General features: G+C 62.8%; 1 pseudogene. It reads left to right on the forward strand.

Annotation, left to right across the window (positions count from 1 at the left end):
* A pseudogene (locus EN935_RS39710) lies at positions 1 to 293 on the forward strand (murein L,D-transpeptidase); the annotation flags it as partial.
* Positions 294 to 524: the final 231 nt, after the last annotated feature.

A 524-nucleotide genomic window follows, 5' to 3' on the forward strand; every position in this document is an offset into this window, starting at 1 on the left:
AGCAGAGCCTGTTTGGCAAGATGATGCGCTTCGATTCCTCGGGCTGCGTGCGCGTGCAGAATGTGCGCGACCTCGTCACCTGGATCCTGCGCGACACGCCGGGCTGGGACCGTCAGCATTTCGAGGCGGCGATCAAGACCGGCGAAAACACGCCGATCCAGATTACCAACCCGGTGCCGGTCCACTTCCTCTATCTTTCGGCCTGGTCTACGGCCCCAGGCGTCGTGCAGTTCCGCGACGACGTCTACGCGCTCGACGGCAACAACGAGCTGCAGATCACGTCATCGCTTTAAGTGACTGATTTTTTTATAAAAAGGCCGCCGCTCAGGGCGGCCTTTTCGTTGCTCGGGTGCCGCTGTGTTTCTCGCGGGAGGGGCGGCTGGACAGATCGGCCGGCTTTGCGCATGGTCGGCGGGAAAGTCTGGAACCGGGCCATGGAAGTCGCTGTTCATTCTGGCCGTACGCGTCCTCGTCGCCGTGTCCGGCGCGCTGGTGCGTCTGGCGCGCGAGGCCTTGCTGAAGGT

The sequence above is a fragment of the Mesorhizobium sp. M7D.F.Ca.US.004.03.1.1 genome (assembly GCF_003998635.1).
GTDB lineage: Bacteria > Pseudomonadota > Alphaproteobacteria > Rhizobiales > Rhizobiaceae > Mesorhizobium > Mesorhizobium loti.